Source organism: Streptomyces dangxiongensis, from assembly GCF_003675325.1.
In the GTDB taxonomy this organism is placed as follows: Bacteria; Actinomycetota; Actinomycetes; order Streptomycetales; family Streptomycetaceae; genus Streptomyces; species Streptomyces dangxiongensis.
Map to the genome: position 1 here is coordinate 6,350,455 of NZ_CP033073.1, position 26,675 is coordinate 6,377,129.

Sequence of the window (26,675 nt, forward strand, 5' to 3'; positions counted from 1 at the left end):
CCGGAGCGGGCGCGGGGCCCGCGATGATGAAAGACTGTCCGCGTTCCGTGTCGTACACAAGCAGGAGCTTTTGACGTGAGCATCGACAAGCCCGAGATCGACTTCCCGGAGGGCGCGCCCCCGGCCGACCTCGAGATCAAGGACATCTGGGAGGGCGACGGCCCGGTCGCCCAGGCGGGCCAGAACGTCACCGTCCACTACGTGGGCGTCGCCTTCAGCACCGGCGAGGAGTTCGACGCAAGCTGGAACCGCGGTACTCCGTTCCGCTTCCCGCTGGGCCAGGGCCGGGTCATCAAGGGCTGGGACCAGGGCGTGCAGGGCATGAAGGTCGGTGGCCGCCGCCAGTTGACCATCCCCGCCCACCTCGCCTACGGCGACCAGAGCCCGACCCCGGCGATCAAGCCCGGCGAGACGCTCATCTTCGTGGTCGACCTGCTCGGCGTCTGATCCACGGCCCGGATCCGACCGGATCCGATCACCTGGGGCCCATGCCTGTTCGGGCGTGGGCCCTCGGCTTTTGCCACCGCCCCGCGGAGCGGTACGGTCATCGGTCAGAAGCACCATAGGGAAGGCGAAGGGCGTCGATGGCCATTGCCAAGGCCGAGCGGCTGATGAACCTCGCGCTGTGCCTGCTCGGCACGCGACGGCCGCTCAGCAAGCGCGAGCTGCGCGCGTCCATCGAGGCCTACCTCGAAGCGGGGAGCGACGACTCCTTCAACCGCATGTTCGAGCGGGACAAGGACGACCTGCGCGAGCTGGGACTCGTCATCGAGACCGTCGAGAACATCGAGGGCGAGGTCGGCTACCTCGCCCGCCGCGACAGCAACCGCCTGCCCCCCATCACCCTGGACGCCGAGGAGGCCGCCGCCCTCGGCCTCGCCGCCAAGGTCTGGCAGCAGGCCCGGCTGGCCGGCGCGGCCAGCGGAGCCCTGCAGAAACTGCGCGCGGCGGGCCTGCCCGAGGACGTCGACCCGTACGAGGCGCACAGCGCCCTGGAACCGCGCATCCCGGTGCACGAGGCCGCCTTCGAGCCGCTGATGCTGGCCCTGCGCGACCGCCGCCCGGTCCTCTTCGAGTACCGCAAGGCCTCCGCCGCCCGTCCCGAGCCCCGGCACGTCGAGCCGTGGGCGCTGGAGTGCTGGCGCGGCCACTGGTACCTGGCCGGCTGGGACCGCGACCGGGGCGCCGAGCGCGTCTTCCGCCTCTCCCGGATCACCGGCAGGGTCCGCTCCCGGGGCACGGGTTTCACCGCTCCCGTGCCGGACGTCGTCACCGTGCGGGAGACCGTCGCGGGCTGGGCCGGCGAGATCGCCGACCGCTCGGCGCTGATCCGGCTGCGCTCCGGCGCCGGGTACCCCCTTCGGGCGAAGGCCACCGCGGTCCGCGAACTCGGCGACGGCTGGGACGAGTTGGAGATTCCGTACGGGCACGGCCTGGACGCCTGGCTGGTGGAGTTCGGACCGGACGTGGTCGTGCTGGAGCCGGCCGAGCTGCGCGCGGACGTGGTGGACCGGCTGCGTGCCGTGGCCAAGGGCTGAGGGGGAGCAGGACTGTGGCAGGCAAACCGGCCAGGCCCGTGAACGCCATCGACCAGACCCGGCGGATGCTCTCGCTGGTGACCTATCTCCGGGAGCGCCCCGGCGCCCGGATCGCCGACGTGGCGCGGGCCTTCGGCATCACCGAGGACGAGCTGGTCGCCGACCTCGACCTGCTGCCCATGTGCGGCACCAGCTTCCGCGGCGGCGACCTGCTGGACATCGACACCGACGGCGAGCGCATCTGGTGGCACAACCCGGCCGCGCTCGGCGAGGAGGCGGCCGAGCCGCTCCGGCTCGCCGCCGACGAGGCCACGGCCCTGCTGGTCGCCGCCCGCGCGGTGTCGACGCTGCCCGGCCTCCGGGAGGGTGATCGCCAGGCCCTGCTGCGGGCCACGGCCAAGGTCGAGACCGCGGCCGGTGAAGCCGCCGGGGCCAGCTCCCGCCTGTCGGTGACCTTCGAGTCCGAGGGCGGGGTCTTCGCCGACGTCGACCGGGCGATCTCCGAGCGCCGCCGGCTCTGGATCCGCTACTACTCCCCGGCGCGCGACGAGATCACCGAGCGCGAGATCGACCCCATCCGCCTGGTCAGCGTCGGCCACACCTATGTGGAGGCGTGGTGCCGCCGCTCCGAGGCCCGGCGCACCTTCCGGCTCGACCGGGTCGCCGAGATCAGGATCCTCGACGAGCCGTCCGCCCCGCCCGAGGTGGAGCTGCGCGACCTCTCCGAGGCCCTGGTGCAGCCGGCCGCCGAGGACCCGGAGGTCGTGGTCGAGGTCGGCCCCGGCGGTCGCTGGGTCGCCGAGTACTACCCGCACGACAGCGCCGATGAGCTTCCCGACGGCGGACTGCGTATCACTCTGCGCACCCCCGACCCGGCCTCCCTGCGCCGGCTGGCCCTGCGGCTCGGCCGCGACGGCCGGATCGTCTCCCCGTCCGAGCTGGCCGAGAGCGCCCGCCGCGCGGCCCGCGAGGCCCTGGCCGCGTACGACGGCCCGGCGGGCGCGGTGCGGGGCGCCGGTGACGGCCGGGACCTGAGTCCCGCGTGAGCCGAGGCCGTACGCCCCGGAGGCGGACGACCCGGAGTGACCAGAGGAAGAGGAGCGAGGGCTGTGAGCGAGTCCCCGGTGTCCGGTGCGGGTGAGATGACGGTGGCGACGGCCTTCGCCGGGATGCGCGGAGCCGTCCCGGTGGTCTTCCGGGCCGGCTGCCCCGACTGCCGGGGCCGCTTCGAACTCGCCGCGAGCGCGCTGCGCCTCGCCATCGGCGCCAGCAGCCGGACGACGTTCTACTCCTTCACCTGCCCCGAGTGCGGCACCGCGGTCCGCAAGCCCGCGGGGGAGCGGATAGTCGAGCTGCTCACCGGCGGCGGCGTCCGGACCCTGCGGCTGCACTCCACGGTGTAGCCGGCTGGGACCCGCTCCGGGGGACGGTCTAGTCTCGACGTCATGTTCTGGCCGATGTTCGCGGTAGCCATGGGGTTCCTGGGTCTCGCCGTCCTGGGGGTGTTCGCCGTCCGGGTGTTCCTGGAGGCGCGGCGCCTCGGGCAGCAGGTCGCCGATTCCGGGCGCCGCATCACCAGGGCCGCGGAGGATCTGGAGCGGGCGGCCGTGAGCGCCGCCCGCGCCGTGGACACGCTGTGAGCCGCGTCGCGCGGTGCCGGTGAGTCCCGGCCCGGGGGTGCGGTGTCGGTCACTCGGCTCTGTCACCGCGCCCACCCGGCCAGGTACGCTGCTGGTGCTGGTCGCGGCCCGGTGAGAGGCGCGGTCCGCGGAGCAGGAGTACGCCGGGGGATTGTCCCGCGTTCATCCCCAGGCGTTACGATCGCAGCCAGCATGACGTCCGGACAAGTGTCCGACCTGTCGGACGTGCCCGCCTCGGTGAGAAGGTGAAGATTTATGTTCCGCTCCGGACTTGAGCCGTGGCACCTGCTGCTCCTCGTTCTGGTGATCGTCCTGGTGTTCGGCTCCAAGAAGCTCCCGGACATGGCGCGCTCGCTCGGCAAGTCCGCGCGCATCCTCAAGAGCGAGGCCAAGGCGATGAAGGACGACGGCAAGCAGCCCGAGGGCACCGCCCAGTCCACCGCCGACGACCCCGCTTCGCCTCAGCGCACGATCCAGGCCGCCCCAGGTGACGTGACCAGCTCCCGCCCGGTCACCGAGCCGACGGACACGACCCAGCGCTGACGCGAGGACCGGGACACCCGGTCCGCTGCACGAGATGAGGATGTGGGTTGCTCAAGCCTGCCCGCAAAAAGGAGAGGGATCCCGAGGGGCGGATGCCGCTCGGGGATCACTTGCGTGAACTGCGCAACCGGCTCGCCAAGGCTGTCCTGGCGATCCTCGCCGTCACGATCGTCTCGGCCTTCTTCTACCGGGACATCATCGAAGTCATCACCCGGCCGATGCTGGACGAGATCGGCTGCCACCAGTCCTTCGGGGAACTGGCCGACGCCAAGAACGTCCGCTGTGCGCATATCACCGTCAGCGGCCTGCTGGGCGCGTTCAACCTGGCCCTGAAGGTCTCCCTCATGTCGGGCATCGTGCTCGCGTCGCCGGTCTGGCTCTACCAGCTCTGGGCGTTCGTCGCACCGGGCCTGCATCGCGGCGAGAAGAAGTACGCCTACGCGTTCGTCGTCTTCGGTTTCCCGCTCTTCCTCGGCGGCGGCTACCTCGCGTTCCACATGCTGCCCACCACGGCGAAGTTCATGATCGAGCTCACGCCCGACGGCGCTGAGAACCTGTTGCCGCTGGACGACCTGCTGGACCTCATCACCCGCATGATCGTCGTCTTCGGCCTCGCCTTCGAGATGCCGCTGCTGCTGGTCATGCTGAACCTCACCGGCGTCCTCTCCGGCCGGCGCATGCGGGGCTGGTGGCGCGGCATGGTCGTCGGCATCACCGCCTTCGCGGCCGTGGCCACGCCCAGCCCCGACCCGATGACGATGCTGGCGCTGGCGGCGCCGATCTGGGCGCTCTACTTCATCGCCGTGGCCATCGCACTGCTCAACGACCGGCGCCGGGCCCGCCGCGAGGCCGCCGGCCCCGCCGACGACGAGGCTTCCGAGCTGGACCTCACGCCCGAGGACATCGGCGCGGTCGAGCCCGTCCCGGCCGCCCGGGCGCTGCCCGAGCAGACGAGCACCGACCGGGTCAACGGCTACGACGACGTGACCTAGCCCGCACCCGACCAGGCCTGATGCCCCCGTCCCCGGAGCCCTCCGGGGGCGGGGGCATCCGTCTTTGCCGATCAGCCCACGTTCCGGATAATGATCGTCCTGTTGTCAGTGGGGCCCGGTACGCTCGAAAGCACGATGACAGAGGACCTCTCCCCGGCCGAGCGGTACGCGGCAGCCCGCAGGCGGGCTGCCGAACAGGCCACCGCGCTCGCCTCCTTCCGCGAGATGTACGACTTCGGCCTCGACCCCTTCCAGATCGAGGCCTGCCAGGCACTCGAAGCGGGGAAGGGTGTGCTGGTCGCCGCCCCCACCGGCTCGGGCAAGACGATCGTGGGCGAGTTCGCCGTCCACCTCGCCCTCCAGCAGGGCAAGAAGTGCTTCTACACGACCCCCATCAAGGCCCTGTCGAACCAGAAGTACGCGGACCTGTGCCGGCGGTACGGCGCCGCGAAGGTGGGTCTGCTCACCGGCGACAACAGCGTGAACTCCGACGCCCCGGTGGTCGTGATGACCACCGAGGTGCTGCGGAACATGCTGTACGCCGGCTCGCGGACCCTCCTCGGTCTCGGCCACGTGGTCATGGACGAGGTGCACTACCTCTCCGACCGCTTCCGCGGCGCCGTCTGGGAGGAAGTGATCATCCACCTGCCCGAGTCGGTGACCCTGGTCTCGCTCTCCGCGACCGTGTCCAACGCCGAGGAGTTCGGTGACTGGCTGGACACCGTCCGCGGCGACACCGAGGTGATCGTCTCCGAGCACCGGCCCGTGCCGCTGTTCCAGCACGTGCTCGCCGGACGCCGGATGTACGACCTGTTCGAGGAGGGCGAGGGCCACAAGAAGGCCGTCAACCCCGATCTCGTCCGCCTCGCCCGGATGGAGGCGACACGGCCGTCCTTCCAGGACCGCAGGCGCGGCCGGTCGATGCGCGAGGCCGATCGCGAGCGGGAGCGCCGACAGCGCTCGCGGGTGTGGACGCCGAGCCGTCCCGAGGTCATCGAGCGCCTGGACTCCGAGGGCCTGCTCCCGGCCATCACCTTCATCTTCAGCCGCGCCGCCTGCGAGGCCGCCGTCCAGCAGTGCCTGCACGCCGGCCTCCGGCTCAACGACGAGGACGCCCGGGAGCGGGTCCGCGCCCTGGTCGCGGAACGCACCGCCTCGATCCCGCCGGAGGACCTGCACGTCCTCGGCTACTACGAGTGGCTGGAGGGCCTGGAGCGGGGCATCGCCGCCCACCACGCGGGCATGCTGCCGACCTTCAAGGAGGTCGTGGAGGAGCTGTTCGTACGCGGCCTGGTCAAGGCCGTGTTCGCCACCGAGACCCTCGCGCTCGGCATCAACATGCCCGCCCGCTCGGTCGTGCTGGAGAAGCTCGTCAAGTGGAACGGCGAGCAGCACGCCGACATCACTCCCGGTGAGTACACCCAGCTAACGGGCCGGGCCGGCCGCCGCGGCATCGACGTGGAGGGCCACGCGGTCGTCCTCTGGCAGCGCGGCAGCAGTCCCGAGCACCTCGCCGGTCTCGCGGGCACCCGCACGTACCCGCTGCGCTCCAGCTTCAAGCCGTCGTACAACATGGCGGTCAACCTGGTCGAGCAGTTCGGCCGGCACCGCTCGCGCGAACTGCTGGAGACCTCCTTCGCGCAGTTCCAGGCCGACAAGTCGGTCGTCGGCATCTCCCGGCAGGTGCAGCGCAACGAGGAGGGCCTGGAGGGCTACAAGGCCTCCATGACCTGCCACCTCGGCGACTTCGAGGAGTACGCGCGGCTGCGCCGCGAACTGAAGGACCGGGAGACGGAGCTGGCCCGGCAGGGCGCCAACCAGCGGCGCGCCGAGGCCGCCGTCGCCCTGGAGAGGCTCAAGGCCGGCGATGTCATCCACGTGCCGACGGGCAAGTACGCCGGTCTGGCCCTGGTGCTGGACCCCGGCCTGCCCGCCGGCCGCGCGGGCGGCCAGCGCGGCTTCGAGCACCAGGACGGTCCGCGCCCGCTGGTGCTGACCGCGGAGCGGCAGGTCAAGCGGCTGGCCTCGATGGACTTCCCGGTACCGGTCGAGCCGCTGGACCGGATGCGGATTCCGAAGTCCTTCAATCCCCGCTCGCCGCAGTCCCGTCGGGACCTCGCCTCCGCGCTGCGCACCAAGGCCGGGCACGTCCCGCCGGAGCGGGCGCGCAAGCAGCGGTCGCAGGCCGCCGACGACCGCGAGATCGCGCGGCTGCGCACGGCGATCCGTGCGCACCCCTGTCACGGCTGCAGCGACCGTGAGGACCACGCCCGGTGGGCCGAGCGTTACCACCGGCTGCTGCGCGACACCTCGCAGCTTGAGCGGCGGATCGAGGGCCGCACGAACACGATCGCGCGGACCTTCGACCGGATCGTGGCGCTGCTGACCGAGCTGGACTACCTGCGCGGTGACGAGGTCACCGAGCACGGCAAGCGGCTGGCCCGGCTCTACGGCGAACTGGACCTGCTGGCCAGCGAGTGCCTGCGCGAGCGCGTCTGGGAGGGCCTCGGCCCCGCCGAACTCGCCGCGTGCGTCTCGGCGTTGGTGTACGAGTCCCGGACGGGCGACGACGCGCTGGCGCCGAAGCTGCCGTCGGGCGGGGCGAAGGCCGCGCTCGGTGACATGGTCAGGATCTGGGGCCGGCTCGACGCCCTGGAGGAGGAGTTCCGGATCAGCCAGACCGAGGGGGTCGGCCAGCGGGAGCCGGACCTCGGGTTCGCCTGGGCGGCGTACATGTGGGCGACGGGCAACGGTCTCGACGAGGTGCTGCGCGAGGCGGACATGCCCGCCGGTGACTTCGTGCGGTGGTGCAAGCAGGTCATCGACGTACTGGGGCAGATCTCGGCGGCGGCTCCCACGGAGGGGTCGACCGTGGCGAAGAACGCGCGCAAGGCGGTGGACCAGCTACTGCGCGGCGTGGTGGCCTACTCGTCGGTGGGGTGACCCGCGGTCCGGCGGGTGTGGGCGCGCCGCGGCTGAGCGCGCGGGTCCCCACACCCGCCGGGGGCCACGGCTCCGGGAGGCCGGTTCACTCTTCCCGGTGAGGGGCATTCGTACGCTCGTCCTCCATTACGAAGAGTGTTCGAACAACAGCACAGTGTGTAAATGGCTTCGAGCCTACCCCTGTCGCGGGAGCGATTTCAGGTGCTTGCCGAAGAAGGCACGGCGATGATCCGGTCGGACTAAGCTCGCCCGAGGCGCACCGAGTTGAGGTAATTCGTGCGCCTGTTCCCCTTGTGCGAAGCAGATCCCGATCGTCCGTGAACCTTCCCTCCGCAGCTCCCCCCGACACCCAGCCGACTCATCTCAGAAGGCATCCATGGTGAGTGTTCAGAAGCCTCCCGGCGGCCGTGAACGTCCTTGTGCGCGCGTGCTGTTGGCTCCGGCCATAGCGATGGCCGCCGCTGCCGGGGCCGCCGTCGCCCTCGCACCGCCCACGGCCCGGCTCGCCGTCGGCGTGTGCGGAACGCTGGCCGTGCTGCTGGTCCTCGGCGCGGCCGGGGAGGCCGTCCGCCGTGGCCGGCGCCTGCGCGAGGCGCAGGCCGAACACGCCCGTCACGCCGCGTACCTGGAACAGCGGATCGCCGCCCACAACGCGCTGATCGACCGCATCACCACCGACATTCTGCCCACCGGCTTCTACCGGCTGCGCCGCGGCGAGGCACTCCGGGACACCGTGAGCAACGTCTACGACGCGGACCCCGGCCTGCGCGGCCTGCCCGAGGGCTACCGCGAGCTGGTGCGCGTCGCCTGGCGCGGCGCCGACCACGAGATCTCGATGCGCGACGCCACGGAGCGCTCCTTCGTGAGCATCGCCCGTCGCGTCCAGGCCATCGTCCACCAGCAGGCCAAGGAACTCCGTGAGATGGAGGAGGACCACGGCCGCAACCCCGAGGTCTTCGACGACCTGCTGCGCATCGACCACGGCACCTCGCTGATCGGCCGCCTCGCCGACACCATCTCGGTGCTCGGCGGCGGCCGGCCCGGCCGTCAGTGGCCCCTGCCGGTCTCCCTCTACAGCGTGCTGCGCGGCGCCATGTCCCGCATCCTGGAGTACCGCCGGATCGAACTCAGCTCCATCGTCAACATCAACATCAAGGGCACCGCGGTCGAACCGGTCCTGCACGCCGCCGCCGAACTCCTCGACAACGCCACCCGGTACTCGCCGCCCTCGACCAAGGTGCACGTCACCGCCGCCGAGGTGCAGTCCGGTGTCGTCATCGAGATCGAGGACGCGGGTGTCAGCCTCAGCGAGGAGTCCCGCGCCCGTATCGAGCAGGCCATCGAGGACGCCAAGAACAACGACGACGCGGACAACCTCGGCGAGAACCCGCGCCTCGGTCTCGCCGTCGTCGGCCGCCTGTGCAAGCAGTTCGACATGGATGTCTCGCTGCGCTCCTCCGCGTACGGCGGCGTCCGCGCGATCCTCATCGTGCCGCGGGTGATGACGACCACCGAGCCCGGCGTCGGCGCCGCGCACGGCATCGGCGCGACCGGCATCCCGAAGCCCGAGCTCGGTGCCGTCGAGGGCCCGAAGCGCCCGCCCAAGAAGCGCCGTCCCACCAGCCCCAAGATCCCCGCGGGCATCTCCATGGAGGACGACGTCCCGGAGGTAACCGAGTGGACCGCGGGCGGCCTGCCGCAGCGGCGCAGCCGGGTGAAGACCCCGATCAGCCAGCGGCTCGCGGAGCAGGCCGCCATCGAGCGCGCCGAGCGCGAGGGCAGGCCGACCATCTGGTCCCAGAGCAGGCCGGAACCCGAGCCCGAGATCGACCCCGAGCGCAAGAAGCTCATGGACCGGCCGCCGGGCATGTGGATGGAAGCGTTCTGGGACGGCCTGCGCAAGGGCATGCCCGCGGACGCCACCGCCTCGGAACTGACCGACTTCACGCTGAACCCGACCAAGTACCTGCATCTGCTCAACGATTCGGCCGACCCCGGCGAGGGCGCCACCGAGGCCGACGACGAGGGGAACCTCAAGTGATCCAGCAGCGAGCGAACCTGGACTGGATGCTCAAGCAGCTCAACGACGGTGTGCCGGGTATCGAGATGATCGTGGTCCTCTCCGCCGACGGACTGCGCATCGCCCGCTACGGCGGCGACCCCGACGCCGCCGACCGCGTGGCCGCCGCGTGCGCGGGCGTCCAGAGCCTGGCCGGTGCCATCGTCCAGGAGATCCCCGGCGCCGGTGACATGAAGGTCGTCGTCTTCGAGATCGACGGCGGCTACTTCTACCTCATGAACGCGGGCGCCAACGCCTATCTCGCCGTGCTCGCCGACGTGACCTGCGAACCGGGGCGGATGAGCGGCATGATGCGCGACCTCGTCGTCCGGATCGGGGCCCACCTGACCAGCCCGCCCCGGCGCAACGGACAGGCCGTATGACGCCTCCACGACGCAAACGGCGCCAGCCGCAGCCGGTGGCGCCCCCGCCGTCCCCGCCGCCGTCCGCCCAGCCGGCCGGCGGCCAGGAGACGCCCAGGAACCCCGAACGGCTGTACACCATCGCGGGATCCGCCGACGGTGCCCGCGCGGAACTCGACCTGGTGACGCTGGTGGTGGCGCGCTCCTCGCCGCAGCCGTCCGCCTCGCCGGAGGAGGCGGACGTGCTCCGGCTCTGCGTCGCCCCGCTGTCCGTGGCCGAACTCTCGGCCTATCTCCGGCTGCCGTTCAGCGCGATGACCGTGCTGATCACCGAGCTGATCGGGGCGGAACTGGTGCAGGCGCGCGCCCCCATCGTCCGCCGGTCGGTCCCCGACCGTTCACTCCTCGAAGCGGTGATGCATGGACTTCAACGGCTCTGACACGATCCCCGGCCCGCGCACCGAGGACCAACTGCCGCACACGGCCCAGGCCGCGGTGAAGATCGTGATCGTGGGCGGCTTCGGTGTCGGCAAGACCACCATGGTCGGGTCCGTCAGCGAGATCAGACCGCTGACCACCGAGGAGACGATGACCCAGGCCGGCATCGGCGTGGACGACGACTACGGCTCCGACTCCAAGACGGCCACCACCGTGGCCATGGACTTCGGTCGTATCAGCATCACCGACAAGCTCGTGCTCTACCTCTTCGGCACCCCCGGCCAGGAGCGCTTCTGGTTCCTGTGGAACGGACTGTTCGAAGGCGCTCTCGGCGCGGTCGTCCTGGTCGACACCCGGCGCCTGGAGGTCAGCTTCGACGTGATGGGCCGGCTGGAGGAGCGCGGCGTTCCCTTCGTCGTCGCCGTCAACTCCTTCCCGGACGGACCCCGTTACCCGGTCGAGGACCTGCGCACCGCGCTGGACCTGGCACCCGATGTCCCGATCATCGACTGCGACGTACGCCGGCGGGCCTCCAGCAAAGACGTGTTGATGACCCTCATGCGCTTCCTGCACTCCATCGCCCTCTCCGGCCCCCGCACCTGACCCGCCGCCCGACCGATCCCCCCACCATCCGTTCCGGAGCGACACCGTGACGTCTGAATCCCCATCTCTGACCGGCACAGACCCCACGTCCGGCCCGCCGCCGGGCTGCCCGGCGCACGGCCTCGGCCCCGGGGGACTGCACCGGCTCTACGGCCCCGACGCCGAGGACCTCGGCAGCCTCTACGAGCGCCTGCGCGAGCAGCACGGCCCCGTGGCCCCCGTGCTGCTCCCCGACGACGTACCGATGTGGGTGGTGCTCGGGCACGCCGAGAACCTGCAACTGGTGCGCAGCCCCTCGCAGTACACCCGGGACAGCCGCATCTGGACCCCGCTGCTGGAGGGCACGGTCAAGCCCGACCACCCCCTCATGCCGCACATCGCCTGGCAGCCCATCTGCTCCCACGCCGAGGGGGACGAGCACCAGCGGCTGCGCGCGGCGGTCACCGCGGCCATGACCACCATCGACCACCGCAGCGTCCGCCGCCACATCGGCCGCCACACCCAGGCCCTGGTCAACGGCTTCTGCGAGCGGGGCCGGGCCGACCTGGTCTCCCAGTTCGCCGAGCATCTGCCGATGGCCGTCATGTGCGAGGTCCTCGGCATGCCCGAGGAGTACGACGACCGGATGGTGCAGGCCGCGCGGGACGCCCTCAAGGGCACCGAGACCGCCATCCAGAGCCATGGGTACGTCATGGACGCGCTCGGCCGGCTCACCACCCGCCGCCGGGCCCTGCCGGAGGACGACTTCACCAGTCACCTCATCGCCCACCCGGCCGGACTCACCGACGAGGAGGTCCGCGAACACCTGCGGCTGGTTCTCTTCGCGGCCTACGAGGCCACCGCCAACCTCCTCGCCAACGCGCTGCGCATGGTCCTGACCGAGCCGGGCTTCCGCGCCCAGCTCAACGGGGGCCAGATGACCGTGCCGGAGGCGATCGAGCAGTCGCTGTGGGACGAGCCGCCGTTCAGCACCGTCTTCGGCTACTACGCCAAGCAGGACACCGAGCTGGGCGGCCGGCGCATCCGCAAGGGCGACGGGCTGCTGTTCGCGCCCGCGCCGGGCAACCTCGACCCGCGCATCCGCCCGGACCTGTCCGCCGGCATGCAGGGCAACCGGTCCCACCTCGCCTTCGGCGGCGGACCGCACGAGTGCCCCGGCCAGGACATCGGCCGCGCGATCGCCGACGTCGGCGTCGACGCGCTGCTGACGCGGCTGTCCGACATCCAGCTCGACTGTGCGGAGGAGGAGCTGCGCTGGCGGTCGTCCATCGCCTCGCGGCATCTGGTGGCCCTGCCGGTGCGGTTCGAACCGAAGCCGCAGCAGGATGTGGAGATGCCGCCCCGGCCCGTGGCCCTACCGCCGCAGCGCTCCGCCCGGCAGGTCGGCACCGCGAGCAGCGCCCCGGCTCCGGCCGCCGCACCCCGGCCGGCGCCCCCGCGCCCGCCCCAGGCCCCGGCCCCGCTCCCCACGCCCGCGGAACCGTCCCGCCCCCGGGGCGCCTGGCGCCGCCTGCTGGCCTGGTGGCGCGGCGAGTGACGCACCGGCACCTTCGGGTGAGGGCCGGCCGTCCGCCGGGGTCCGCCTTCCCGGGCCCGGAACAGTCCCCTGGCCCGGACTAGTCTCCGGCGGCCCACTCGTCGTACGACGTCCAGGCCCTCAGTGCGCGTCCGGTGACGAACGTGTGCTCCGTGCCGGTCACCGGATCGGTGAACTCCAGTTGGCGGGCGAGCAGTTGGAGCGGGCGGCGGAAGTCGCCGACCGGTACGGGGGCGGTCACCTCCGGGTAGAGGGGGTCGCCGAGGACGGGCACGCCGAGGGCGCTCAGATGGACCCGGAGCTGGTGGGTCTGCCCGGTCGCCGGGAGCAGCCGGTAGCGGGCCAGTCCGTCCCGGTGGCCGGCGAGCTCCACCCGCGTCTCGGCGTTCGGTTCGCCCGCCACCTCCCGGGCGGCCGGCATCCCGCGCTCCTTCACGATCCTGCTGCGTACGGTGCGGGGCAGGTCGAGCGCGGGATCGTACGGCGTGACCGCCTCGTACTCCTTGCGCACCAGCCGGTCCCGGAACAGCGTCTGGTAGGCGCCCCGCTCCCCGGGCCGCACGGTGAACAGCACCAGCCCCGCCGTGAGCCGGTCCAAACGGTGCGCCGCCGTCAGCGTCGGGAGGTCCAGCTCGCGCCGGAGCCGGGCCAGCGCGGTCTCGGCGACGTGCGAGCCGCGCGGGGTCGTGGCCAGGAAGTGCGGCTTGTCGGCCACCACGATGTGCTCGTCCCGGTACACCACCTCCACCGGGAACGGCACCGGCACCTCCGCGGGCAGCTCGCGGTGGAACCACACGAACATCCCCGGCCGGTACGGCGCCCCGGGGGACACGGGCCGTCCGTCGGCGCCGACCACCAGCCCCGCGTCGAACATCGACGCGACCACCCCGGGCCCGGCGCCGGTGAGCCGGTCCACCAGGTGTTCCCGCACGGTCGCCCACGTCCCGTCCACGGGCAGCCGCACCCGTACGGGGTCCACACCGTCGCGCTGGGGGAGCGGGGCGGGCGGGGGCGGCGTACGGCGTCTCATCGCGTCAAGGGTACGGGGGCGGTCACTCGGTGGCCGCCGTAAATGGGTGGGCCACCGGCCGCACGGTCGGCAGGATGGGGATCATGCCGTTCCTCAGCAGCCCGGTTCTGATCCCCGGGGCCCTCGCCCGCATCCCCCAGCCCGCTCTCCCGGCCGGTGACGGCCTGGTCCTGCGCCCGTGGCGGGCCGAGGACGCGCCCGCCGTGCACGCGGCCTTCCAGGATCCGGTGATGCACCAGTGGCACATCAGGTCCTCGGACTCGGTCGGGGAGGCCGCCGACTGGATCACGCGGTGGCGCAAGGGCTGGGAGGCCGAACAGGACGCCCAGTGGGCCGTCGCGGACGAGATCACGGACGAGCTGCTGGGCCGGGTCGCGCTGCGCCAGATCCTGCTCGGGGACGGCGCCGCCGAGGTCGCGTACTGGACGGTGGCGCGGGCCCGCGGCCGGGGTGTCGCCGCGCGTGCGACGTCCGCGCTGGCCCACTGGGCGTTCGAGGAGATCGGCTTCCACCGCCTGGAGCTGACCCACGCCCTCGCCAACGAGGCGTCCTGCCGCGTCGCCGTGAAGGCCGGCTTCTCCCTGGAGGGCACCAAGCGCAGCGCCCTGCTGCACCCGGACGGCTGGCACGACATGCATCTGCACGCGCGTGTGCGGGGCGACGGCGCCTGACGGGACCGCCGGCCCGCCGTGCCTGCCGGTCCCGCTCAGGCCGCCGTGGCCGTGCGCTCCTGCTCGGCCTCGATCCGGGCGTTCCACTCCCGCTTGGAGGCCTGCCAGCCGTCCTCGTTGTGGCCGAGGCGCCAGTAACCGGAGATCGACAGATCCTCGCGCGGCAGCTGCCGTTCGACGCGGAGCAGCCGGCGCAGTTCCTTGACGAATCCCGCTTCGCCGTGCACGAACGCCTGCGGCCGGCCCTCGGGGAACCGGAGCCCGCGCACGGCCTCCAGCAGGGCCTCGCCGACCGGCCGGTCCCCGCGGTGCAGCCAGACGACCGGCACCTCGGTGTCGATCTTCTGCTCCTCCTCGGGCCCGGACACCTCCACGAAGGCGTGCGCACGGGCGCCGGCGGGCAGCGTCTCCAGGGCGCGGGCGATCGCGGGCAGGGCGCTCTCGTCACCGGCGAACAGGTGCCAGCCGGCCTCCGGGTCGGGCGCGTAGGCGCCACCGGGGCCCATGAAGCGCACGGTCTCGCCGGGCCGCACGCGGGCGGCCCACGGCCCGGCCAGGCCCTCGTCGCCGTGGATCACGAAGTCGATGGTCAGTTCCCGCAGTTCGGGATCCCAGGCGCGCACGGTGTACGTCCGGGTCACCGGCCACTGCTCGCGCGGGAACTCGGCGCGGATCCGTTCCACGTCGAAGGGCTCGGGGTAGGTGACGCCGGGGACGCCGAACAGCAGCTTCACATAGTGGTCGGTGCAGGTGTCCGCGGGGAATCCGGCGAGGTGCTCGCCGCCGAGCACCACACGCTGCATGTGCGGGGTCAGTCGTTCGGTCCGCACAACCTGGGCGGTATGGGGCTTGCGCGGCTTTCGTCCAGGACGTTCTGCCATCACGGCCTCCTGCTTATTGGTTAGGTAAACCTAAGTTAGCACTCGCTTTCTGTGAACGTCCCGTTCCCCAGGGCTCGATGGGAGCCCTTTGCCGGAATATTCCGGTCAGGTTCCCGTCAAGGCCGCTCGGCCAGCGTGTCCAGCAGTCGCTGGAGGGAGCCGCCGAGACCCCACCGCCGCGCCAGGTCCTCCAGGGCCGCCGGGTCGCGCGGGGTGCGCGGCAGGGCGGTGTCGACGTCCGGCACCGGCACGTCCGCGGCCACCCGCACCACCTTCGGCGCGACCGCGACGTACGCCCGGGCCTCGGTGAGCCGCCTCCGCTGCGACGGTGTGAGCCTCGCCCGCGGATCGTCGACCGCCGCCATGATCCCGGCCAGGTCGCCGAACTCGGTGAGCAGCTTGGCGGCCGTCTTCTCGCCGATGCCGGCCACGCCCGGCAGGCCGTCGCTCGGGTCGCCGCGCAGCAGCGCCAGATCCGCGTACCCCCGGCCGTCGACGCCGTACTTCTCGCGCAGCACCGCCTCGTCGGTCAACTGGAGCGTGCCGACGCCCTTCAGCGGATACAGCACCCGGATCCCGCGCCCGTCGTCCACCAACTGGTACAGGTCGCGGTCGCCCGTGACGATGTCCACCTGCTCCCCGGCGCGCGCGGTGAACGTGCCGATCACGTCGTCGGCCTCGTACCCGGCGACCCCGACGCGCGCGATCCCGATCGCGTCCAGCACCTCCTCGATGACCGGCACCTGCGGGGCGAGCGCGTCCGGCACCTCCTCCTCGTCCGGCGCGTCCGCGCGCTCCCCGGCGACCCGGTGCGCCTTGTAGGTGGGGATGAGGTCCACCCGCCACCGCGGCCGCCAGTCGGCGTCCATGCAGGCCACCAGCCGCTCCGGCCGGTGGTCGCGCACCAGCCGGTCGATAAAGTCCAGCAGTCCGCGCACGGCGTTGACGGGCGTACCGTCCGGCGCCTTCACGGAGTCCGGGACGCCGAAGTAGGCGCGGAAGTACAGCGAGGCGGTGTCGAGGAGCATGAGTCGTCCGGTCACGCTCGCATCATGCCGTACGGCACCGACACCGCCCCGGCCGCGACAGCGTCCATGGCTACGGAAAGGATCAGGACAATCGCTCAAAGTGACTGCCAGTGGACCGCGCCGGGGTGCCCGGCCCAGTTGGGCGGCGTGTTTCTCCGCCGCCGGGGCCGGGTCCCGGGCCGGTCCCGGTGCCTGCGATGCTGGCGCGAAAGGTGAGGGTGGAGGGTCACGGGGATGTCAGGGATGTGACAGCACGTGAAACGGTTTGCCGAACATGCGTAGGGTGCAGAGAAGTCATCGGGAGAGGTGTGCCCCCGGGAGGGCACCCGGACAGCGGCACGACGAGTGAGGGAGGGAGCCGGAGCGATGGGCGACCACAAAGAGCAGCAGCCCGTGCGGGTGGGCGCGGCCGTCCGCCGGCGCCGCCGTGCGCTGGAACTGACCCTCGCCGTCGTGGCCGAGCGCAGCGGCCTGTCGGTGCCCTTCCTCAGCCAGGTCGAGAACGACCGGGCCCGCCCGAGCAGTACCTCCCTGGAGAAGCTGGCCGACGCCCTGCGCACCACGGCCGTGGAACTCCTCGCCGCCGCCGATCCGGCGGCCAGCGTGGACGTGGTCCGGGCCGAGCAGGTCGCCGAGGGCGACTTCGACCCGAGGACCCGCTCCCTGGTGCGCGGCCACCACCAGTTGCACGCCTCCGAGTTCACCGGCGACCACGACGCCGGCCGCGAGTTCCAGCACCGCAACGACGAGCTGATGTACGTCGCCGACGGCGCGGTGGAGATCGAGGCCGAGGGCCGGGCCTACCGCCTCGGTCGCGGCGACACCCTGTATCTGACCGGCGGGGTCCGCCACCGCTGGCGGGCCACGGTCCCGGACACCCGGGTCGTCGTCGTGGCGGTCGCCGAGCACATCGAGGCCGTCCAGGACCGGTCCCGCTGAGCCGTGGCGACGGGTGGGCGCAAGCGCGACGTCGCGGCCGGGGTGCGGGCCGTCTCCCTCGTCCCGTCGCTGACGGAGGCGGTCGCCGTCACGCTCCCGGGGGTGCTGGCCGGCGCCACGGACTGGTGTGAGCGTCCGGCGGACCTGGACGTCGTCCGGATCGGCGGCACGAAGAACCCGGACGTGGACCGGATCGTCTCGCTGGCCCCCGACCTGGTGATCGCCAACGAGGAGGAGAACCGCGCCCCCGACCTGGCCGCCCTGCGCGCGGCGGGCCTGGAAGTACTGGTCACCGAGGTGCGGACCGTGCCGCAGGCCCTCACCGAGCTGGACCGCGTGCTCACCGCGTGCGGCGCGTCCGGGCGGCCGGCCTGGCTGGCCGAGGCGGAGGCGGCCTGGGCGGCCCTGCCGGAGCCGGTGGAGCGCAGGACGGCGGTCGTACCGGTCTGGCGCCGCCCCTGGATGGTCCTCGGCCGGGACACCTTCGCCGGTGACGTCCTCGCCCGCCTGGGCGTGGACCACGCGTACGCCGCCGCCCCCGAGCGCTACCCCTGCGTTCCGCTGCACGAGCTGCGCGCGGCGGAGCCGGACCTCGTCGTCCTCCCCGACGAGCCGTACCGCTTCACCGCCGACGACGGCCCGGAAGCCTTCCCCGGCCTGCCCTGCGCCCTGGTCAGCGGACGGCACCTGACCTGGTACGGGCCGTCGCTGGCACGGGCTCCACGGGTGCTGGCCGCGGCGCTGCGAGCAGCTCGCCGCTGAGCAGGCCGCGCGCGGTGCCGCAGGCCGCCGCGAGCCAGGCCGCCACCAGGACGGCGTACAGGCCGGCGGCCAGGACGTCGTACACGGCGAGACCGGTGTGCCGGGCGAGGGCCGCGGCACCGGTCACGCAGGTGCCCACCGGGAAGGTGAACGCCCACCACGCCAGTGTGAACCCCATGCCGTGACGCCGGGCCCGCACCACGAGCGCGACGGACAGCCCCAGCCACAGCAGCGCGAACCCCATGACCGGCACCCCGTACAGCACGGCGAAGACCGCGAGACCACGGTCGTACGGGGCCGGTACGACCCCCTCGGCGGCGTCCGCGACCAGCGCCACGGCGGTGGTGGACTGCCCGAGCGGGCCCAGGACCAGGAACAGGACCGGGGTGAGCGCGGGCGGCAGCGGCCCGGACGTGATCAGCCGGGCGAAGACCAGCGGCAGCATCAGCAGCACGGCCAGCAGGCTCAGCCCGAACAGCGCGAAGGAGCCCAGCAGCAGGGTCTCGCGCGGCTGGCCCGGCGGCAGGTGCGGCACCAGCAGCGGGCCGGCCGCGGCCGACACCATGGGCGCGACGAGCGGCAGCAGCCACACCGGGGTGGCCTCGGCGACCCCGGCACGGTGCCGTACGGCCATCAGGTACGGGACGGCCACGGCGGCCCCGAGCCCGGTCACCGTACCGGTGGTGAACAGCACGGAGTCCAGGGTGACCGCCGCGCGCGTGCCGATCAGCTCCCGTCCGGTCGTCAGGGCGCCGCCGCCCACCGCCAGCAGGGCCATCGCCGGACAGCCGTAGAAGGGGGCCGTCGCCGGGTCGAGGAGGTGGGCGCGGGCCTGGTCGCGATGGCGGGACCAGTGCAGGGTCCGGGCGGTCAGCAGCACCACCAGCAGGAGCAGGGACAGCGCCCAGACGGCCGCGAGGACACCGCGCGAGCCATGCCCGGTCCCGGGCAGCGCGACACCGGCCGAGCCGACGACGGCGGTGCCCATGACGGAGGCGTACCAGTTCGGGCCGAGATGCCGGACCCGGTCGGCGCGGAACAGGGGCTGGGCTGCGGTGACCATGCGTCCACGATGCCGTCACCGCCCGCCACGGGCCAGGGAGTCCCGTCCTATGAGGACATAAGCTGGTCTTATGAGTGAGGTGGAGGGGCGGCAGGCATGCACCGCGTCGCTGGCGCACCGGGTGCCGGACCTCGCCGCGCTGGAGCTGCTGCTCGCCGTGGCGCGGCTGGGCAGTCTGGGAGCGGCGGCGCGCGAGGTCGGCATCACCCAGCCCGCCGCCAGCAGCCGGATCCGCTCCATGGAACGGCAGCTCGGGGTGGCCCTGGTCGACCGCTCGCCGCGCGGCTCCCGGCTCACCGACGCGGGCGCCCTGGTGACGGACTGGGCCCGCCGGGTGGTGGAGGCCGCGGCGGCCTTCGACGCGGGGGCGCAGGCGCTGCGGGACCGCCGGGACTCACGGCTCAGGGTCGCCGCGAGCATGACCATCGCCGAGTACCTGCTGCCCGGCTGGCTGCTCGCCCTGCACGCCCAGCGGCCCGACACGGCCGTCTCGCTCCTCGCCGGGAACTCGGCCAGGGTGGCGGAACTGCTGCTGGCCGGCGAGGCCGACCTCGGCTTCGTGGAGGGCCTGACGATGCCGGTGGGCCTGGACTCGGCGGTGATCGCCCACGACCGCCTGATCGTCGTCACCGCCCCCGGTCACCCGTGGGCCCGCCGCCGGCGCCCGCTGACCCCGGAGGAACTGGCCGCGACCCCGCTCATCCTCCGCGAGCGCGGCTCCGGCACCCGCCAGGTCCTGGACACCGCCCTCGGCGGGCTGGCCCGTCCGCTGATCGAACTGTCGTCGACCACGGCGGTGAAGGCGTCCGCGGTCAGCGGCGCGGGCCCCTCGGTCCTGAGTGAACTGGCGGTGGGGGAGGAGCTGGCGACACGACGACTGGTCGGCATCCCGGTCCAGGACATCTCCCTGCGCCGAGCCCTACGAGCGGTATGGCCCACAGGCCACCGCCCCACAGGCCCGGCCCGAGACCTCCTCACCCTGACAAACTCCTGACCCCACTGAAGACGGACGGCCCCGCAACCCCCCAAGGGGCGCGGGGAACTGCGCGACCAGCCACGAAGGCGCCGCACCCGCCCCCGAACCGTCCCCGCACCCGCCCCCGAACCACCCCCGCTCACGACGCCGCCCCCACCAACCCCCGCATCACCCGCAGATCCTCACCCATCTCCGGATGCCACTGCACCCCCAGCACCCAGCAGCCCCGCTCCGCCGGAAGCTCGACGGCCTCCACCGTCCCGTCCGCCGCGTAGGCCGACGGCACGAGCCCGGCCCCGAGCCGCTCCACCGCCTGATGGTGGTACGTCGGCACGGTCAGTTCCTCCGGGACGAGCCCGGCGTACAGCGTCCCCGGCACCGGCTTCACCGGATGGCCGCCGAACACGCCGACCCGTTCCACGTGTCCCTCCAGATGCTGCACCAGCGTGCCGCCGAGGGCCACGTTCAGTAGCTGCATGCCCCGGCAGATGCCGAGCACCGGCACGCCCGCCGCCAGCGCCGCGTCGATCAGGGCCAGCTCCCAGGCGTCCCGCTCCGGCGCGGGCGGCCCCGTACGCGGCAAGCGCTCCGCGCCGTACCGCGCCGGGTCGACGTCCGGCCCGCCCGCGATCACCAGCCCGTCGAGCCGGGACACCGCGGCCCGCGCCCGCCCGGGTGTGTCGGGCGGCAGCAGCACCGCCAGCCCCCCGGCCCGCTGTACCAGCCTGGGATACGCGGCCGGCAGCAGCGCCGCCTCCAGCTCCCAGACGCCCCAGCGGGCCCCGGCCTCCAGGTACGTGCTCACACCGATCAGCGGTCGCACGGTCATGCCGCCCTCCCCACCCTCCCGACGTACGGTCATGCGGCCCTTCCCACCCTCCCGACGTACGGTCATCCCCGTCGGAGGCCCAACCGCAGCCGACGGCCCACCCGTCAAAGGTCAGTCGCCGTACCATTGCAGACCGGGCTCACGCCAGGAACCCCCGCAGCAGCGCCGCCGTCCCCGCGCAGTGCTCCCGCGTCATCTCCCGCGCCCCGTCGGCGTCCCCGGCCAGCACCGCCTCCACCAGCGCCGTGTGCTGCCGCTGGGAGTGCTCCAGGTTGCGCACCAGCAGCGGGATGCAGTCCAGCAGGTCGTTCACCGTGGCGCGGACCGCCGCGTACTGCGCCGTCAGGGAAGGTGAGCCGCACAGCTCGGCCAGCGTCAGGTGCAGCAGCGTGTCCGCCCGGCGGTAGTCCGCCAGCGGCGCGTCACGCGTGCGGTCCAGCGCCGTCCGCAGCCGGTCCGCCTGCTCGCCCGTCAGCCCGTGCGCCGCGCACAGCCCGGCCGCCCCCACCTCCAGCACCTCACGGAACCGCAGCACGTCCTCGATGTCGGTCCCGGCGACGCGCCGCCGCAGTTCGTCCTCGCCGCCCGCGTCCGTGCGCGCCAGCACGAACGTTCCGCCGTACCGCCCGCGTCGCGCCCGCACCAGTCCCTGGTCCTGGAGCACCTTCAGGACCTCGCGCAGCGTCACCCGGCTGATGCCCAGCCGCCCGGCCAGCTCCCGCTCGGCCGGCAGCCGCCCGCCGTCCGGCACCAGGCCGAGGCGGACGATCTGGAGGATCTGCTCCAGCGCCTCCTCGAAGCCGTTGCCCGCCCGCACCGGCCGCAGCACCGCGGCGAGCCGGTCGCCGGCGCCGGGCGCCCGCGCCTCCTGCCGTCCCGTCTCCCGCGACACCTGTCGTGCCCCCTTCCCAGGCATTGGTTCCCAGCAATACCTTATGGTTCCCGGCCCGGCCGAAAAAGCGCGATGGCGCCGAAGGAGGCTCTCCCGTGGCAGACCGACACCCCCGCTCAGCGTCGAGGAACTGCACGCCCTCGTCGCGGGCGGTGAGATCGACACTGTCGTGCTGGCCTTCCCCGACATGCAAGGGCGCCTCCAGGGCAAGCGGTTCGCCGCCCGCTTCTTCCTCGACGAGGTCCTGCACCACGGCACCGAGGGCTGCAACTACCTGCTCGCCGTCGACACCGAGATGAACACCGTCGACGGCTACGCGATGTCCTCCTGGGAGCGCGGTTACGGCGACTTCGCCCTGCGTCCCGACCCGGCCACCCTGCGCCGCATCCCCTGGCACCCCGGCACCGCCCTGCTCGTCGCCGATCTCGCCTGGGAGGACGGCTCCCCGGGGTCGGCGCCGCCCCGCGGCAGATCCTGCGCCGCCAGCGGGAGCGGCTCGCGGAACTCGGCTACACCGCCCAGGCAGGCACCGAGCTGGAGTTCCTCGTCTTCCGGGACAGCTACGAGCGGGCCTGGGACGCCGGTTACCGCGACCTGACCCCGGCCAACCAGTACAACATCGACTACTCCATCCTCGGCACCGGCCGCATCGAACCCCTGCTGCGCCGCCTGCGCAACGACATGGCCGGCGCCGGCCTCACCGTCGAGTCCGCCAAGGGCGAGTGCAACCCCGGCCAGCACGAGATCGTCTTCCGCTACGACGAGGCCCTCGTCACCTGCGACCAGCACGCCCTGTACAAGACGGGCGCCAAGGAGATCGCCGCCCAGGAGGGTGTGTCGATCACCTTCATGGCCAAGTACAACGAGCGCGAGGGCAACTCCTGCCACATCCACCTCTCCCTCGCGGACGCCGAGGGGAACAACGCCATGGCCGGGCCCGACGGGATGTCCGAGGTGATGCGGTACTTCCTCGCCGGGCAGCTCGCCGCCCTGCGCGACTTCTCGCTCCTCTACGCCCCCAACATCAACTCCTACAAGCGGTTCCAGCCGGGCTCCTTCGCCCCGACCGCCGTCGCCTGGGGGCACGACAACCGCACCTGCGCCCTGCGCGTGGTCGGCCACGGCCGCTCCCTGCGCTTCGAGAACCGCCTGCCCGGCGGCGACGTCAACCCGCACCTGGCCGTCGCCGGGCTGGTCGCGGCCGGCCTGTACGGCATCGAGCGGAAGCTGGAACTCCCCGAGCCCTGCGCCGGCAACGCCTACACCGCCGGTTTCGCGCACGTGCCCACCACCCTGCGCGAGGCCGCCGAACTCTGGGAGAACAGCCCGATCGCCCGGGCCGCCTTCGGTGACGAGGTCGTCGACCACTACCGCAACATGGCGCGCGTGGAGCTGGCGGCCTTCGACGCCGCGGTCACCGACTGGGAGCTGCGCCGCTCCTTCGAGCGCCTGTGAACCGCCCCCGAACGCCAGTCACGCTCCGCCGGTGAAAGGTCCTCACGTGTCCGAGCCGCACGAGTCGTCCGGCCCGCACGACCCGCACGAGCTGGTGATCGTCAACCCCGCCACCGAGGAGGTCGTCGCCACCGTCCCCGCCGCCACCGCCGAGGACGTGGACGCCGCCGTCGTACGCGCCGCCCGCGCCCAGGCCGGGTGGGCCGCCCTCGCCCCTGCCGACCGGGCCCACCTGCTCCGCCGTTTCGCCGACGTCGTCGACTCCCACACCGAGGAACTCGCCGAGCTGGAGGTCCGGGAGGCCGGCCACACCATCGGCAACGCCCGCTGGGAGGCCGGCAACGCCCGCGACCTGCTCCTCTACGCGGCCGGTGGCGCCGAACGCCTGCTCGGCCGGCAGATCCCGGTACCCGGCGGCTGGAACGTCACCTTCCAGGAACCCCTGGGCGTGATCGGCGTGATCGCCCCCTGGAACTTCCCCATGCCGATCGCCGCCTGGGGTTCCTTCCCCGCCCTGGCCGCCGGCAACGCGGTCGTCCTCAAGCCCGCCGAGACCACCCCCCTCACCGCGCTCCGGCTCGCCGCGCTCGCCCTGGAGGCGGGCCTGCCCGAGCACGTCCTCCAGGTGCTGCCCGGCCACGGCCACACCGCCGGCCGCGCCCTGGTGGACCACCCGGACGTCGCCAAGATCGTGTTCACCGGCTCCACCCGCACCGGCCGCGAGATCATGCAGTGCTGCGCCCGCCTGGTCAAACCGGTCACCCTGGAACTCGGCGGCAAGAGCCCGAACATCGTCTTCGCCGACGCCGACCTCGAAGCCGCCCTCGACCCGTTCTCCTTCCTGGACAACTCCGGCCAGGACTGCTGCGCCCGCACCCGCATCCTCGTCCAGGAGACGGTGTACGAGGAGGCCCGTGACCTGCTCGCCGGTGCGCTGGCCGCCGTCGTCGTGGGCGACCCCGCCGACGAGAGGACCGGGATGGGCCCGCTGATCTCCCGGCTGCAGCTCGACCGCGTACGCTCCTACGTCCCCGAGGACGCCCCCGCCCTGCGCGGCAGTGCCCCCGACGGCCCCGGTTTCTGGTTCCCGCCGACCGTCCTCACCGGCGAGCGGCCGGGTGGCCGGGCCGCCCGCGAGGAGATCTTCGGCCCCGTCGCCGTACTGCTGCCCTTCACCGACGAGGAGGACGCCGTCCGCCTCGCCAACGACACCCCCTACGGCCTCTCCGGGTCCTTGTGGACCCGGGACCTCGGCCGCGCCCTGCGCCTGTCCCGGGCCGTCCGCGCGGGCAACCTGTCCGTCAACTCCCACTCCAGCGTCCGCTACTGGACCCCGTTCGGCGGCTTCAAGCAGTCCGGGCTCGGCCGCGAACTCGGCCCCGACGCCCTGACCGCCTTAACCGAGACCAAGAACGTCTTCCTCAGCACGGAGGGCCCCGCACAGTGACCACTCAGCGCACCGACACCGTCTGCCGCCGCCTGGCCGGCCGTACCGCCGTCGTCACCGGAGCCGGCAGCGGCATCGGACTCGCCGCCGCCCGCCGGCTCGCCTCCGAGGGCGCCCACGTCGTCTGCGCCGACGTGGACGAGCCCCGGGGCAGGGCCGCCGCCGACGAGACCGGCGGGCTCTTCGTGAAGACCGACGTCACCGATCCCGAGCAGGTCGAGACCCTGTTCCGGACGGCGTACGACACGTACGGCGGCGTCGACATCGCCTTCAACAACGCCGGCATCTCCCCGCCCGACGACGACTCCATCCTGGAGACCGGACTGGAGGCCTGGAAACGCGTCCAGGAGGTCAACCTCACCTCCGTCTACCTGTGCTGCAAGGCCGCCCTGCCCTACATGCGCCGCCAGGGCAGGGGCTCCATCATCAACACGGCGTCCTTCGTGGCGCGGATGGGCGCGGCCACCTCGCAGATCTCCTACACGGCCTCCAAGGGCGGCGTCCTCGCCATGTCCCGCGAGCTGGGCGTGCAGTTCGCCCGCGAGGGGATCCGGGTCAACGCCCTGTGCCCGGGCCCGGTGAACACCCCGTTGCTCCAGGAGCTGTTCGCCAAGGACCCCGAGCGGGCCGCGCGCCGCCTGGTGCACATCCCGGTCGGCCGGTTCGCCGAGGCCGAGGAGATCGCCGCCGCCGTCGCCTTCTTGGCCAGCGACGACTCCTCCTTCGTCAACGCCACCGACTTCCTGGTGGACGGCGGCATCTCGGGCGCGTACGTCACCCCCCTGTAGGGACGAAGGTGTACGGTCCGCGCATATGCGACAGCATCTCGCGTGGCTCCTGGCAGCGGCCGCCGCCCTGGCGGCCGCGCCCACCGCACCGACGACCCGCCCCACCGACTGCCCGCGGCTGCACGGCAGTTGGTACGGCGACAACCGCGCCCGCCTGCAACAGGTCATCGACGCCCGCGGCACCTGCTCGGGACACACCCAAGCGGTCGCCGCCTTCGACTGGGACAACACGGTCACCAGGAACGACGTCACCGACGCCACCCTCTCCTGGGCCCTGCGCCACGACCGCCTGCCGCGCCCGGCCCGCTGGAAGGACACCAGCGCCTGGCTGACGGACGCCGCCGACCGCGCCCTCACATCCGCCTGCGGCACCGGCGCCGGCACGTCCCTGCCGACCTCGGCCCGGCCCCGCTGCACGGACGAGATCGTGGAGATCCGCGAGAACGGCACCACCATGAGCGGCGCCCCCGCCTTCGCCGGCCGCTGGAACCACCGCCGTACGGTCCCGCAGTACGCCTGGGTCTCCCCGCTCTTCGCCGGCCGCACCCCCGCCGACCTCGCCTCCTACGCCCGCGCCGCCCGCCGCGAGGCCCTGGCCGCCCCCGTCGGCGCGACCCGCGCCCTCGGCACCCACACGGTCCCCGCCTACGTCCGCTACTACGACCAGCAGCGCGCCCTGATCGACACCCTGCGCCGCGCCGGATTCCGGGTGTACGTCGTCTCGGCCGGCGTCGAGCCCGTCACCGAGGTCTGGTCCCGCGCGGTCGGCGTCGACGCCGCGCACACCCTCGCCATCCGCCCGGTCCTCGACCGCCGGGGCCGCATCACCGCACGCACCGAGGGCTGCGGCGGCGTCCCGGGCGGCCGGGGCGCGGTCATCCCGTACATCGACGGCAAGCGCTGCTGGATCGACGAGCAGGTGTACGGCGTCCGGGGCGCGCGCGCCTGGCGGCGCCAGCCCCGCGAGCGGCGGCCCGCTCTCGCCGCCGGGGACGCCGACACCGACGTCACCTTCGTCGGGGACGCCACCGGTGCCCACCTCGTGATCAACCGCAACAAGCCCGAGCTGATGTGCCGGGCGTACGACGACGCGGACGGCCGCTGGCTGGTCAACCCGATGTTCCTCGCCCCGCTGCCGCGCCGGCCCGCCCCCTACCCGTGCTCGACCACGGCGTACACCGCGCCCGACGGCACGCGCGGACCGCTGCGCCGCGCGGACGGCTCGGTGCTGCCGGACCGGCCGGACACGGTCTACTGAC

At 73.0% G+C, this 26,675-nt stretch carries 26 protein-coding genes and 1 pseudogene; 21 read left to right on the forward strand and 6 right to left on the reverse strand.

Annotation, left to right across the window (positions count from 1 at the left end; all coding sequences use genetic code 11):
- Window positions 1-75: 75 nt before the first annotated feature.
- From D9753_RS28695 to D9753_RS28755, 13 genes are all read left to right on the forward strand, one after another.
- Window positions 76-447: an FKBP-type peptidyl-prolyl cis-trans isomerase gene (locus D9753_RS28695; RefSeq protein ID WP_121789645.1), complete on the forward strand. Its 372-nt coding sequence runs from the start codon at window positions 76-78 to the stop codon at window positions 445-447.
- A 137-nt stretch (window positions 448-584) separates the two neighbouring features.
- Window positions 585-1,538, forward strand: a complete 954-nt coding sequence (locus tag D9753_RS28700) for a helix-turn-helix transcriptional regulator (RefSeq protein WP_121789646.1) — start codon at window positions 585-587, stop codon at window positions 1,536-1,538.
- Window positions 1,539-1,552: 14 nt separating this feature from the next.
- Complete coding sequence (locus tag D9753_RS28705; protein ID WP_121789647.1) at window positions 1,553-2,584, forward strand: helix-turn-helix transcriptional regulator; 1,032 nt, start codon at window positions 1,553-1,555, stop codon at window positions 2,582-2,584.
- Between the two features lie 96 nt (window positions 2,585-2,680).
- Window positions 2,681-2,941: a hypothetical protein gene (locus tag D9753_RS28710; protein WP_121791338.1), complete on the forward strand. Its 261-nt coding sequence runs from the start codon at window positions 2,681-2,683 to the stop codon at window positions 2,939-2,941.
- 42 nt (window positions 2,942-2,983) lie between these two features.
- Window positions 2,984-3,178 (forward strand): hypothetical protein, encoded by a 195-nt coding sequence (locus tag D9753_RS28715; RefSeq protein WP_121789648.1) that lies wholly within the window; start codon window positions 2,984-2,986, stop codon window positions 3,176-3,178.
- Between the two features lie 255 nt (window positions 3,179-3,433).
- Entirely contained in the window at window positions 3,434-3,721 is a 288-nt protein-coding gene (gene tatA / locus D9753_RS28720; RefSeq protein ID WP_121789649.1) for a Sec-independent protein translocase subunit TatA, read from the forward strand.
- A 47-nt stretch (window positions 3,722-3,768) separates the two neighbouring features.
- Window positions 3,769-4,713: a twin-arginine translocase subunit TatC gene (gene tatC, locus D9753_RS28725; protein ID WP_205614288.1), complete on the forward strand. Its 945-nt coding sequence runs from the start codon at window positions 3,769-3,771 to the stop codon at window positions 4,711-4,713.
- Between the two features lie 90 nt (window positions 4,714-4,803).
- Entirely contained in the window at window positions 4,804-7,656 is a 2,853-nt protein-coding gene (locus D9753_RS28730) for a DEAD/DEAH box helicase (RefSeq protein ID WP_121789651.1), read from the forward strand.
- A 376-nt stretch (window positions 7,657-8,032) separates the two neighbouring features.
- Window positions 8,033-9,697, forward strand: coding sequence for a sensor histidine kinase (locus D9753_RS28735; RefSeq protein WP_163010815.1), 1,665 nt, complete (start codon window positions 8,033-8,035; stop codon window positions 9,695-9,697).
- A complete protein-coding gene (locus tag D9753_RS28740; RefSeq protein ID WP_121789653.1) occupies window positions 9,694-10,098 on the forward strand; it encodes a roadblock/LC7 domain-containing protein in 405 nt (134 codons plus the stop codon). The genes D9753_RS28735 and D9753_RS28740 overlap by 4 nt, the downstream gene beginning before the upstream one ends.
- Complete coding sequence (locus D9753_RS28745; RefSeq protein ID WP_121789654.1) at window positions 10,095-10,517, forward strand: DUF742 domain-containing protein; 423 nt, start codon at window positions 10,095-10,097, stop codon at window positions 10,515-10,517. The genes D9753_RS28740 and D9753_RS28745 overlap by 4 nt, the downstream gene beginning before the upstream one ends.
- The gene (locus tag D9753_RS28750; RefSeq protein ID WP_121789655.1) at window positions 10,498-11,118 is read left to right on the forward strand and encodes a GTP-binding protein; all 621 of its coding nucleotides are present in this window, start codon (window positions 10,498-10,500) and stop codon (window positions 11,116-11,118) included. The genes D9753_RS28745 and D9753_RS28750 overlap by 20 nt, the downstream gene beginning before the upstream one ends.
- Window positions 11,119-11,164: 46 nt before the next feature.
- Window positions 11,165-12,655 carry a cytochrome P450 gene (locus D9753_RS28755; RefSeq protein ID WP_121789656.1) on the forward strand — a complete coding sequence of 497 codons (1,491 nt, stop codon included), beginning with the start codon at window positions 11,165-11,167 and terminating at the stop codon, window positions 12,653-12,655.
- Window positions 12,656-12,734: 79 nt separating this feature from the next.
- On the opposite strand, the gene D9753_RS28760 is transcribed toward D9753_RS28755, so the two are convergent.
- Window positions 12,735-13,685 carry a pseudouridine synthase gene (locus D9753_RS28760; protein WP_121789657.1) on the reverse strand — a complete coding sequence of 317 codons (951 nt, stop codon included), beginning with the start codon at window positions 13,683-13,685 and terminating at the stop codon, window positions 12,735-12,737.
- Between the two features lie 83 nt (window positions 13,686-13,768).
- On the opposite strand from D9753_RS28760, the gene D9753_RS28765 reads away from it, so the two are divergent.
- Entirely contained in the window at window positions 13,769-14,356 is a 588-nt protein-coding gene (locus D9753_RS28765) for a GNAT family N-acetyltransferase (protein WP_121789658.1), read from the forward strand.
- A gap of 35 nt (window positions 14,357-14,391) precedes the next feature.
- Here the strand turns inward: D9753_RS28765 and D9753_RS28770 are convergent, their stop codons facing one another.
- Both D9753_RS28770 and D9753_RS28775 read right to left on the reverse strand, forming a co-directional pair.
- Complete coding sequence (locus D9753_RS28770; RefSeq protein WP_121789659.1) at window positions 14,392-15,237, reverse strand: siderophore-interacting protein; 846 nt, start codon at window positions 15,235-15,237, stop codon at window positions 14,392-14,394.
- 116 nt (window positions 15,238-15,353) lie between these two features.
- Window positions 15,354-16,265: a 5'-3' exonuclease gene (locus tag D9753_RS28775; RefSeq protein WP_121789660.1), complete on the reverse strand. Its 912-nt coding sequence runs from the start codon at window positions 16,263-16,265 to the stop codon at window positions 15,354-15,356.
- A 366-nt stretch (window positions 16,266-16,631) separates the two neighbouring features.
- Between D9753_RS28775 and D9753_RS28780 the strand changes: the two genes are divergently transcribed.
- Window positions 16,632-17,204: a helix-turn-helix domain-containing protein gene (locus D9753_RS28780; protein ID WP_121789661.1), complete on the forward strand. Its 573-nt coding sequence runs from the start codon at window positions 16,632-16,634 to the stop codon at window positions 17,202-17,204.
- Window positions 17,205-17,246: 42 nt separating this feature from the next.
- The gene (locus D9753_RS28785; protein WP_121791339.1) at window positions 17,247-17,966 is read left to right on the forward strand and encodes a helical backbone metal receptor; all 720 of its coding nucleotides are present in this window, start codon (window positions 17,247-17,249) and stop codon (window positions 17,964-17,966) included.
- On the opposite strand, the gene D9753_RS28790 is transcribed toward D9753_RS28785, so the two are convergent.
- Window positions 17,878-19,029: a TDT family transporter gene (locus D9753_RS28790; protein ID WP_121789662.1), complete on the reverse strand. Its 1,152-nt coding sequence runs from the start codon at window positions 19,027-19,029 to the stop codon at window positions 17,878-17,880. The genes D9753_RS28785 and D9753_RS28790 overlap by 89 nt on opposite strands.
- 70 nt (window positions 19,030-19,099) lie before the next feature.
- Between D9753_RS28790 and D9753_RS28795 the strand changes: the two genes are divergently transcribed.
- Window positions 19,100-20,023, forward strand: coding sequence for a LysR family transcriptional regulator (locus D9753_RS28795; protein WP_121789663.1), 924 nt, complete (start codon window positions 19,100-19,102; stop codon window positions 20,021-20,023).
- A 121-nt stretch (window positions 20,024-20,144) separates the two neighbouring features.
- Here D9753_RS28795 and D9753_RS28800 read toward each other — a convergent pair whose 3' ends face one another.
- Together D9753_RS28800 and D9753_RS28805 are read right to left on the reverse strand one after the other, a co-directional pair.
- Entirely contained in the window at window positions 20,145-20,834 is a 690-nt protein-coding gene (locus D9753_RS28800) for a gamma-glutamyl-gamma-aminobutyrate hydrolase family protein (protein ID WP_121789664.1), read from the reverse strand.
- A 139-nt stretch (window positions 20,835-20,973) separates the two neighbouring features.
- Window positions 20,974-21,726 carry a FadR/GntR family transcriptional regulator gene (locus D9753_RS28805; RefSeq protein WP_240468308.1) on the reverse strand — a complete coding sequence of 251 codons (753 nt, stop codon included), beginning with the start codon at window positions 21,724-21,726 and terminating at the stop codon, window positions 20,974-20,976.
- A gap of 43 nt (window positions 21,727-21,769) precedes the next feature.
- Here D9753_RS28805 and D9753_RS28810 point away from each other — a divergent pair.
- The 4 genes and pseudogenes from D9753_RS28810 to D9753_RS28825 all read left to right on the forward strand — a co-directional run bounded on the left by D9753_RS28810 (window position 21,770) and on the right by D9753_RS28825 (window position 26,674).
- Window positions 21,770-23,181, forward strand: a pseudogene (locus D9753_RS28810) (glutamine synthetase family protein).
- Between the two features lie 46 nt (window positions 23,182-23,227).
- Window positions 23,228-24,628: an aldehyde dehydrogenase family protein gene (locus D9753_RS28815; protein ID WP_121789666.1), complete on the forward strand. Its 1,401-nt coding sequence runs from the start codon at window positions 23,228-23,230 to the stop codon at window positions 24,626-24,628.
- Complete coding sequence (locus tag D9753_RS28820) at window positions 24,625-25,416, forward strand: 3-oxoacyl-ACP reductase (RefSeq protein ID WP_121789667.1); 792 nt, start codon at window positions 24,625-24,627, stop codon at window positions 25,414-25,416. Before D9753_RS28815 ends, D9753_RS28820 begins: the two co-directional genes overlap by 4 nt.
- A 25-nt stretch (window positions 25,417-25,441) precedes the next feature.
- The gene (locus D9753_RS28825; RefSeq protein WP_121789668.1) at window positions 25,442-26,674 is read left to right on the forward strand and encodes an HAD family hydrolase; all 1,233 of its coding nucleotides are present in this window, start codon (window positions 25,442-25,444) and stop codon (window positions 26,672-26,674) included.
- Window position 26,675: the final 1 nt, after the last annotated feature.

Coding starts and splice junctions, on each gene's coding strand:
- D9753_RS28765 (WP_121789658.1), top strand. CDS start 13,769: ATGCCGTTCCTCAGCAGCCCGGTTCTGATCCCCGGGGCCCTCGCCCGC.
- D9753_RS28745 (WP_121789654.1), top strand. CDS start 10,095: ATGACGCCTCCACGACGCAAACGGCGCCAGCCGCAGCCGGTGGCGCCC.
- D9753_RS28710 (WP_121791338.1), top strand. CDS start 2,681: ATGACGGTGGCGACGGCCTTCGCCGGGATGCGCGGAGCCGTCCCGGTG.
- tatA (WP_121789649.1), top strand. CDS start 3,434: ATGTTCCGCTCCGGACTTGAGCCGTGGCACCTGCTGCTCCTCGTTCTG.
- D9753_RS28780 (WP_121789661.1), top strand. CDS start 16,632: ATGGGCGACCACAAAGAGCAGCAGCCCGTGCGGGTGGGCGCGGCCGTC.
- D9753_RS28795 (WP_121789663.1), top strand. CDS start 19,100: ATGAGTGAGGTGGAGGGGCGGCAGGCATGCACCGCGTCGCTGGCGCAC.
- D9753_RS28775 (WP_121789660.1), bottom strand. CDS start 16,265: ATGCTCCTCGACACCGCCTCGCTGTACTTCCGCGCCTACTTCGGCGTC.
- D9753_RS28750 (WP_121789655.1), top strand. CDS start 10,498: ATGGACTTCAACGGCTCTGACACGATCCCCGGCCCGCGCACCGAGGAC.
- D9753_RS28700 (WP_121789646.1), top strand. CDS start 585: ATGGCCATTGCCAAGGCCGAGCGGCTGATGAACCTCGCGCTGTGCCTG.
- D9753_RS28790 (WP_121789662.1), bottom strand. CDS start 19,029: ATGGTCACCGCAGCCCAGCCCCTGTTCCGCGCCGACCGGGTCCGGCAT.
- D9753_RS28715 (WP_121789648.1), top strand. CDS start 2,984: ATGTTCTGGCCGATGTTCGCGGTAGCCATGGGGTTCCTGGGTCTCGCC.
- D9753_RS28735 (WP_163010815.1), top strand. CDS start 8,033: ATGGTGAGTGTTCAGAAGCCTCCCGGCGGCCGTGAACGTCCTTGTGCG.
- D9753_RS28730 (WP_121789651.1), top strand. CDS start 4,804: ATGATCGTCCTGTTGTCAGTGGGGCCCGGTACGCTCGAAAGCACGATG.
- D9753_RS28760 (WP_121789657.1), bottom strand. CDS start 13,685: ATGAGACGCCGTACGCCGCCCCCGCCCGCCCCGCTCCCCCAGCGCGAC.
- D9753_RS28800 (WP_121789664.1), bottom strand. CDS start 20,834: ATGACCGTGCGACCGCTGATCGGTGTGAGCACGTACCTGGAGGCCGGG.
- D9753_RS28825 (WP_121789668.1), top strand. CDS start 25,442: ATGCGACAGCATCTCGCGTGGCTCCTGGCAGCGGCCGCCGCCCTGGCG.
- D9753_RS28770 (WP_121789659.1), bottom strand. CDS start 15,237: ATGGCAGAACGTCCTGGACGAAAGCCGCGCAAGCCCCATACCGCCCAG.